General features: G+C 68.7%; 4 protein-coding genes and 1 tRNA gene (1 of these 5 only partly in view). 1 reads left to right on the top strand and 4 read right to left on the bottom strand.

The features are described from left to right. Positions 1–59, bottom strand: a tRNA-Ala gene (locus QOL69_RS13420); it reaches 83 nt to the left of the window's first position. A gap of 80 nt (positions 60–139) precedes the next feature. Beyond that, the gene (locus QOL69_RS13415; RefSeq protein ID WP_283403564.1) at positions 140–706 is read right to left on the bottom strand and encodes an SRPBCC family protein; all 567 of its coding nucleotides are present in this window, start codon (positions 704–706) and stop codon (positions 140–142) included. Positions 707–1,204: 498 nt separating this feature from the next. Here QOL69_RS13415 and QOL69_RS13410 point away from each other — a divergent pair, with 498 nt between their 5' ends. Further along, on the top strand, positions 1,205–3,376 hold the full coding sequence (locus QOL69_RS13410) for an ABC transporter ATP-binding protein (protein ID WP_283403563.1): 2,172 nt from the start codon (positions 1,205–1,207) through the stop codon (positions 3,374–3,376). A gap of 29 nt (positions 3,377–3,405) precedes the next feature. Here the strand turns inward: QOL69_RS13410 and gltB are convergent, their stop codons facing one another. Together gltB and QOL69_RS13400 are read right to left on the bottom strand one after the other, a co-directional pair. After that, complete coding sequence (gene gltB / locus QOL69_RS13405) at positions 3,406–8,112, bottom strand: glutamate synthase large subunit (protein ID WP_283403562.1); 4,707 nt, start codon at positions 8,110–8,112, stop codon at positions 3,406–3,408. A 232-nt stretch (positions 8,113–8,344) separates the two neighbouring features. Beyond that, entirely contained in the window at positions 8,345–8,512 is a 168-nt protein-coding gene (locus tag QOL69_RS13400) for an HEWD family protein (protein ID WP_283403561.1), read from the bottom strand. Positions 8,513–8,559 lie beyond the last annotated feature (47 nt).

Genomic DNA, 8,559 nt, shown 5'->3' with positions numbered 1-8,559 from the left:
ATTTGAACCCCGGGCCTTCCCCGTGCCAGGGGGATGATCTACCACTGATCTACGAGCCCTCGACGCACTCGTTCGTTCCCCGCTGGATATATTAAGGCCTTCGACTCGGCGACGCGGCCGGCGTCGTGGCGCGATCCGCTCAGATCCGATTCGAGTCCACGTACACGTCGAGGTCGACGTCGCGGGTCGACCCCTCCAAGTCCTGGACGGCGCGCTCGACGACGCGTTCGGCCTCGCTTCTGATCAGCGGGATCGCCTTCTTCAGCACCCAGTCGAACGAGACCAGCCGCGGGAGATCAAGCGCGTCGGAACTGGCCGAGCCGGGGTCGAACTCGACTTCGAGCGCGACCTCGCAGGGGGCGTTGCCGTTCGGATCGGCGTCGCTCGGGTCTTCCGGGTCGTCGACGCCGTCACCGATTTCAGGGGGCGTCACCCGCCAGCAGCCGCCGGCGTCGATGTCCTTCGTGATCTCCCAGTCGATCCGCTCCGGCGGCTCGACGCCGGTCACCTCCGAGCGCGCGGTGTAGGAGATTTTCCACCACGCGAAGGTGAGCGCGTATTGGGTGCCGGGACCGCCGTCACCGGAGACGGTCGTGACCTCCCGGAGGTACTCCGAGTAGTTCGCGTACTGCGGGAAATCGAGCAGGAACGCGTACACCTCTTCGGGGTCGGCGTACACCTCCGTACTCACGACGAGTTCGTCCACGTACGGTGGTTTGAGCCGCGCTTATTAAACCGTCCGGCGATATGTGGTCGGAGTCAACGGGAGTGTTCCAGCGACCGAGATCGCCGAAGCCCCAGTCGCTCGCTACGACGCAGTCGCTGCTGTGGACACGACCACCGAAGCCCCAGCCGGGAGGCGGGCGCACGCTCGCTGCGGTCCTCAGTCGCTCGCTGCGCTCGCTCCCTGCGGTCCTTACTTCGCCTGCGCCCGCCTCCCGGCTGCCCCTTCGAGTCCCACCCCGCAACCGCACAGCACCTCACACCTCCCCAGCCTCGTCGACCGGTCTCTGCTTCGCTCCGACCGGTCGACTCCCTCGCGCGGTGCTCCTCGCGGCCGCCGAGGGCGGCCGCTCGGAGGCGCACGCCGGTGACTGTGGTCGGTGAGTTGTGAGCGCTACGGTCGGAGCAGTCGTCCCATGTCAGACCCGGAACGGGCCGCCGAAGCCGTCGGATACATGGGGGTCGCAGCGCTCGTACGCCCATGGCCGCAGACGATCGCAACGCCTTCGAAGTGTATCGCGACCGGGTCGACCGGCCGCTCGCTCGGCTGTTCCGCGAGTACGGGGCGGCCGAGGCCCACTGGCTCGTGATCGGGATGGTCGCCAACGTCGTCGCCCGCGTCGCGGGGCTGCTCCCGCCGGTCGTCCTCGGGGTCGCCATCGACGCCGTCTTCACCGGCACCGGTCCCTACACGCTCCCGATCGTTCCCGACGTCTGGCTCCCGACCGATGACAGCGCGCAGTTCCGGTTCTCGGTGCTTCTCATTTTCGGGTCCTTCTTCGTGACGGGCGTGTTCACGTACATCTACGGCATCGCCGCGAACAACTTCGCCCACGGCGTGATGCACGAGGTCCGCACCGACTCCTTCGACCAGATGCAGCGGCTCGACATGACCTTCTTCGACGAGAAACAGACCGGAGAGGTCATGTCCGTACTCAACAACGACGCGTCGAACCTGGAGGTCTTCCTCGACAACGCCTTACAGAACTCCGCCCGGCTCGGCGTGATGGTGGTCGGCATCGCGGGCGTCCTCGTCTACTACAACTACGAACTCGCGGCCGTCACGCTCGCCGCCATTCCGCTGATGGTCCTCTTTACGATCTGGTTCATGCGCGCCGTCGAGCCGCGGTACGTCGCGCAGCGCTCGGTCGTCGGCGACCTCAACACCGCCCTCGAAAACGCGCTCTCCGGCGTCGAGCTGGTGAAGACCTCCAACACGGAGGCGTACGAGAGCGAGCGCGTCGAGGACGCCTCCTACTCGTACTTCCAGCGGACGATGTCGATCCTCCGGCTCAACTTCGTCTACCGACCCGGGATGGAGCTGCTCGCCGGGCTGGCGTTCGCCGCCACGTTCGCGGTCGGCGGGTACTGGCTGGAGAACGGCGCGCCCGGTCCGTTCACGACGGAGCTAACGGTTGGGACGTTCGTCACCTTCGTCCTCCTCACCCAGCAGTTCGTCGCCCCGCTCGCGGAGGTATCGAACATCATCGACCAGTACGAGAACGCGAAGGCCTCCTGCGAGCGCGTGTTCGGCCTGCGCGACATCCCGGTCCGCATCGAGGACGCGGACGACGCGATCGAACTCGGCGGCGGGCGGAACGACGGCGGATCGCGTAGCGACGGCGGCAGAACGGGCGGCGACGGCAGCGGAACGAGCGGCGACGGCCGGACGCGCAGCGACGGCCGAACGCCCGCCGAGGGAGGCGACCACGGCGGCGTCGCCGGGGCGGTGGAGTACGACGACGTCTCGTTCGCGTACCCCGAGAACGCCCTGATGGACCCCGCCGACGCCGACGAACGGGTCCTCCGCGGGGTCTCCTTTTCGGCCGATCCCGGCGACACCGTCGCCTTGGTCGGCCCGACCGGCGCGGGGAAATCGACGCTGCTCAAGCTCCTCCTCCGACTCTACGACGTGACCGACGGCGCGATCCGCGTCGACGGCCACGACGTCCGCGACGTGACCGTCGAGAGCCTCCGCTCGTCGGTCGGCTACGTCGCACAGGACACCACGCTGTTCGACGGCACCATCGCCGAGAACATCCGCTACGGTCGGTTCACGCGGGTCGATGCGGGCAGCGACGGGAACGACAGCGACCGCGGAGACGGCGACAGCGGAGGCGACGACGAGGAGGCGATCCGCGAGCGCGTGATCGAGGCCGCGAAGGCCGCGGAGGCCCACGAATTCATCTCGTCGCTGCCGAACGGCTACGAGACGCGGATCGGCGAACAGGGCGTGAAGCTCTCCGGCGGCCAGCGCCAGCGGCTCGCTATCGCCCGGGTCGTGCTTCAGGACCCCGCAATCTTGATCTTAGACGAGGCGACCTCGGCGGTCGACACGGAGACGGAGATGCTGATCCAGCGCTCGCTCGACCGGCTCGCGGCCGACCGCACCACCTTCGTCATCGCGCACCGGCTCTCGACGGTGACCGACGCCGACACCGCGCTCGTGTTAGAGGACGGGGCGGTCGTCGAGCGGGGGAGCCACGAGGAACTACTGGCCGAAGACGGGCTGTACGCGAAGCTCTGGGGCGTACAGGCCGGCGAGATAGACGAGTTGCCGGAGGAGTTCGTCGAGCGTGCCCGCGAGCGCCACGTCGAGCGCGCGGTCGAGCGGGCGACCGAGAGCGAAGTCGACTCCGAGACGCTGGAGTGACCGCTCGACTCGCCTGACTTCTTTCCGCGTCAGTCGTCGCCCGAGACCTGTCCGGCCGCGTCCGCGTCGCCGGCGGGGACGACCGCGGCCGGCGCGGGCGGCTCGTCGCGCACGTCGTCGCCGATCCCCTCGGCGATGACGTCGGCGTACGCGTCGGGGAAGACCCGGACGAAGTCGTCGAGCGCGGCGTCCCAGTCGTCGAGCAGGTCGGCCGCGCGCTCGCTGTCGGTGTACGCGCGGTGGTTCTCGACGAGCCGGCGGAGCATCCGCTCGTCGGCGTCGTCGAGCGATCCGGAGACCGAGACCATGCCGCGGTTCACGCGCTCGTCGAACCGGTCGTCCGGGTCGTACACGTAGGCGATACCGCCCGACATCCCGGCCGCGAAGTTCCGACCCGTGTCGCCGAGGACGGCGACGACGCCGCCGGTCATGTACTCGCAGCCGTGGTCGCCGACGCCCTCGACGACCGCCCGGACGCCGGAGTTGCGGACGCCGAACCGCTCGCCGGCGACGCCGTTGACGTACAGTTCGCCCGACGTGGCACCGTACAGCGCGACGTTTCCGACGACGACGTTCTCGGTCGGGTCGTAGGCGGCCTCCGCGGGCGTCTCGACAGTGATGCGACCGCCGGAGAGCCCCTTGCCGACGTAGTCGTTGGCGGCACCCGCGAGTTCCATCGTGACCCCGGACGCGAGGAACGCGCCGAAGCTCTGGCCGGCCTCGCCGTCGAACCGGCAGGAGATCGTGTCGTCCGGGAGCCCCTCGCCGCCGTGTTCCGAGACGACGCGGTTCGACAGCGTCGCGCCGACCGCGCGGTCGACGTTGCGGATATCGCGGGTGAGCGCGACCGGCGCGCCGTCCTCGATGGCGGGCGCGGCCTCGTCGATGAGGTCCCAGTCCAGCAGGTCGTCGATGCCGGTATGGGCCTGCTCGCGGACCTTCGTGCGGGACTCGCCCGCGGGTTCGGCGATCACCGCCGAGAGGTCGAGGTGCTTCGCCTTCTCGTGGTCGGTCTCGCGCTGGGTGAGCAGTTCGGGGCGACCGATGAACTCCTCCAGTTCGGTGTACCCCTGCTCGGCCATGATCTCCCGGAGCTCCTGCGCGATGAACGTCATGTAGTTGACCACGTGGTCCGGCTGGCCGGGGAACCGCTGCCGGAGGTCCTCGCGCTGGGTGGCCACGCCGACCGGACAGGTGTTCTCGTGGCACTGCCGGGCCATGACACAGCCCGAGGTGACGAGCGACGCGGTGCCGAAGATGTACTCCTCGGCCCCGAGCGCGGCCGCGACCGCGACGTCGCGCCCGGTCCGCAGCCCGCCGTCGGCCGACACGCGGATCCGGTCCCGCAGCCCGGTGGCGCGCAGCATCTGGTTCGCCTCCGCGAGTCCCAGTTCCCACGGCAGCCCGGCGTTCTTGATCGACGTCTTGGGCGACGCGCCGGTCCCGCCGTCGTGGCCGGAGACGTGGACCACGTCGGCGTTCGCCTTCGCGACGCCGGCCGCGATGGTGCCGATGCCGGCCTCGGAGACGAGTTTCACGTTGACATCGGCGTCCGGGCTCGCGGCCTTCAGATCGAAGATGAGCTGTTTGAGGTCCTCGATCGAGTAGATGTCGTGTTGGGGCGGCGGCGAGATGAGCCCGACGCCGGGCGTCGAACACCGGACGTGCGCGATCATCTCGTTGACCTTCTCGCCGGGGAGGTGACCGCCCTCGCCGGGCTTCGACCCCTGCGCCATCTTGATCTGGAGCTCCTCCGCGTTCGCGAGGTACTCCGCGGTGACGCCGAACCGACCGGAGGCGACCTGCTTGACGGTACACTCCTTCTCGGTGTCGAACCGCTCCGGCGGCTCGCCGCCCTCGCCGGTGTTCGACTTCGCGCCCAGTCGGTTCATCGCGATGGCGTTGTTCTCGTGGGCCTCCGGCGAGATGCTCCCGAGGCTCATCGCGGCCGTCGAGAAGCGCTCGACGATCGACTCGACCGACTCGACCGACTCGACCGGGACCGGGTCGCGGTCGGAGTCGAACTCCAAGAGACCGCGCAGCGACTGCAGCTCCTCGGTCTGGTCGTTGACCAGTTCCGCGAACTCGCGGTACTGCTCGTAGTCGCCGCCGCGGACCGCCTGCTGGAGCGTGCCGACGGTCTGGGGGTTCCACCCGTGTTTCACGCCGGTCGAGCGGTGTTCGTACTCGCCGGTCGTCTCCAGTTCGGGGTCGGCACCGAACGCCATCGCGTGTCGGGTGCGGAGGTCGTCTTCGATCTGCTCGATCCCGATCCCCTCGGTCCGGATCTCCGTCCCCTCGAAGTACTCGGCGACGAACTCCGAGGCGAGTCCGACCGCCTCGAAGATCTGGGCCCCCTGGTAGGACTCCATCGTGGAAATGCCCATCTTCGCCATCGTCTTCAGGAGGCCGTCCTCCAGCGCGTGGCGGTACGCCGCGAGCGCCTCGTCCTCGTCGGCCCCGTCCGGGCCGGCGACCACGTCGGCGATGGAGGCGTACGCGAGGTACGGGTCGACCGCGTCCGCCCCGTAGCCGACGAGCGTCGCGAGGTGGTGGACCTCGTGCGGCTCGCCGGACTCGACGACGACGCCCGCGCGGTTGCGGAGGCCCTTGCGGACGAGGTGGTGGTGGACCGCGCCGGTCGCGAGCAGGCTCGGCACCGCGAGCCGGTCCGGGCCCACGGCCCGGTCGGAGAGCACGACGACGTCCGCGCCGTCCTCGATGGCGGCCGCCGCGTCCCCGCGGACCCGGCTCACGGCGTCGACGAGCGACCCCTCGCGGTCGTACGTGATGTCGACCGTGACCGACGAGAACCCGGGACCGCCGGACGCGTCCCCGTCCTCGTCGTCCGGAATCCGTTCGCCCGGTCCCGGGAGGTCGCGGAGGGCGGCGGTCTCGGCGTCCGTCAGGACCGGGGTGTCCGCGACGATCTGTTCCGCGTGTTCCGGCGTCTCCGCGAGGAGGTTGCGCTGGTCCCCGATGCGGGTCTCAAGCGAGGTGACGAGCTCCTCGCGGATGTAGTCGATCGGCGGGTTCGACACCTGCGCGAACAGCTGCTTGAAGTAGGTGAAAAGCGGGCGGTCGATGTCGGCGAGGACCGACAGCGGCGTGTCGTCGCCCATCGAGCCGACCGGGTCCTTCCCCTCCGCCGCCATCGGCTCAACGAGGTGGTTCAGCGAGTCGGTCGTGTAGCCGAACGCGGCCTGGTGGGCGCGGACGGTCGGTTCGGTCTCGTCGGGGTCGCTCACCGCTGAGTCGTCCGGGTCGAGGTCGCTCCCGTCGACTCCGGCCGCAACCCCGCTTTCGTCGGTGAGCGCGCCCAAGTCGACCTGCCCGCGGTCGACCCACTCGCCGTACCGGTCGTCGGTGAGGTCCTCGAACACCTCGTCGTCGGGGACGATCCGGCCCGTTTCCGGGTCCGCGACGAAGATCTCGCCGGGCTGGAGCCGCCCGCGCCGACGCACGTCGGCGGGGTCGGTGGGGAGCGCGCCGACCTCGCTGCCGACGACGAGTCGGTCGTCGGTCGTCACCTCGTAGCGGCACGGCCGGAGCCCGTTGCGGTCCAAGACGCCAGCGACGCGCTCGCCGTCGAAGCCGATGACGAGGGCGGGGCCGTCCCACGGCTCGACGAGCGAGGCGTGGTAGTCGTAGAAGTCCGCGCGGTCGTCGTCCATCAGGTCGTCGCCGCGGAACGCCTCCGGGATCAACATTCGGAGGGCGTGCGGGAGGTCGCGGTCCGTCTGGAGGAGGAGTTCGAGCGCGTTGTCCACGCTCGCGGTGTCCGACTGGTTCGGATCGTCGATCACCGGCTTGATCGTGTCGAGTTCGGCCCCGAACGCCGGGTGTTCGAGGTCGTTCTCGCGGGCTCGCATCCAGTTGACGTTGCCGCGGATCGTGTTGAACTCGCCGTTGTGGACGATGTTCCGGTACGGATGCGCGAGGTGCCACGCGCCGAGCGTGTTCGTCGAGAAACGCGCGTGGACGAGAGCGACGTGGCTCGCGAACCGCTCGTCGGTCAGGTCGGGGTAGTAGTCCGCGAGCTGTGACCCCTTCAGGAGTCCCTTGTAGACGACGCGCTGGCGGTCGAGCGAGCAGACGTAGAAGCGGCCGGCACCGTCGACGTCGGACACCTCGTTTTCGATCTCGCGTCGCGCGGCGTACAGCGCGCGGTCGAACCCGAGCAGGTCCGGGTCGGCGTCGTCCGGCCGGGTTTCGTCGGTCGTGAACCGCTGGGCCAGCCCCGCGCCCTCGACGGGGGCGACGAACACCTGCGACACCTCCGGTTCCGATTCGAGGGCCGTCGCGCCGAGGTCGGCGTTGTCGGTCGGGACCGAGCGCCACGCCAGCACCTCCAGCCCGTAGACGGCGCACACCTCGGCGATGACGTCGTGGATCTCCGCCTGAACGCTCGGTTCCGGCGGCATGAACACGGAGCCGACGGCGTACTCCTCCGGGAGGTCGGCGTCGACGACCTCGCGGAAGAATTCGTCGGGCCGGGCGACCATGATCCCCGCGCCGTCGCCGGTGTTCTCTTCCGCGCCGGTCGTCCCGCGGTGTTCGAGGTTCTCAAGTAGCGTAATCGCGTCCGAGACGGCCTCGTGGGTCGGGTCGGCGTCGAGGTCGACGACGCCGCCGATACCGCAGTTCGATCGGTCGTCCGTCGGCGCTGCCAGCCCCTCCTGACCCGAAGACTCCGAGTCGCGTACGCCCCGGGTGGTACTACGTGACTTGGTCATACACTCGCATACGAGTGAACAGTTAAAGGTATGACCCTGATAGGGGTAGGATCCATCGTACACACATTAGGGAATATAAGGTAATTATCCATCACGGGTGGTGAACAAATCACACACCACAGATTTGATCAACAACTGTGTCCGTCAAATTCTCGTCTCGGTAGCAATTCTGCGGCAACGCACCGAACGTTTCACGTATTCCAAATCGAGTGGTGAAACGTCCAATTGGTCGTCACTCGTCGAGCGGGACGAACGTGCCGTTGATGTCCCACTCGTGGATACAGTAGACGTTCCCGGCGTCGTCGGCGATCCGCCACCCGTCGACCGAGTCGTCCCACCGCTCCTCGCGCCCGCACAATTCACACGTGCGCTCTTTCGGCGGTGTGATGGTCACGCTCATGCCCGAACGAACGAGGCGGCCGAGCAAAAGGATACCGACGGTCGGCA

The sequence above is a fragment of the Halorubrum sp. DM2 genome (assembly GCF_901686465.1).
Lineage (GTDB): Archaea > Halobacteriota > Halobacteria > Halobacteriales > Haloferacaceae > Halorubrum.
The sequence above is the reverse complement of the archived record's forward strand: the minus strand, read 5'-3'. Positions and strand labels throughout refer to the sequence as shown.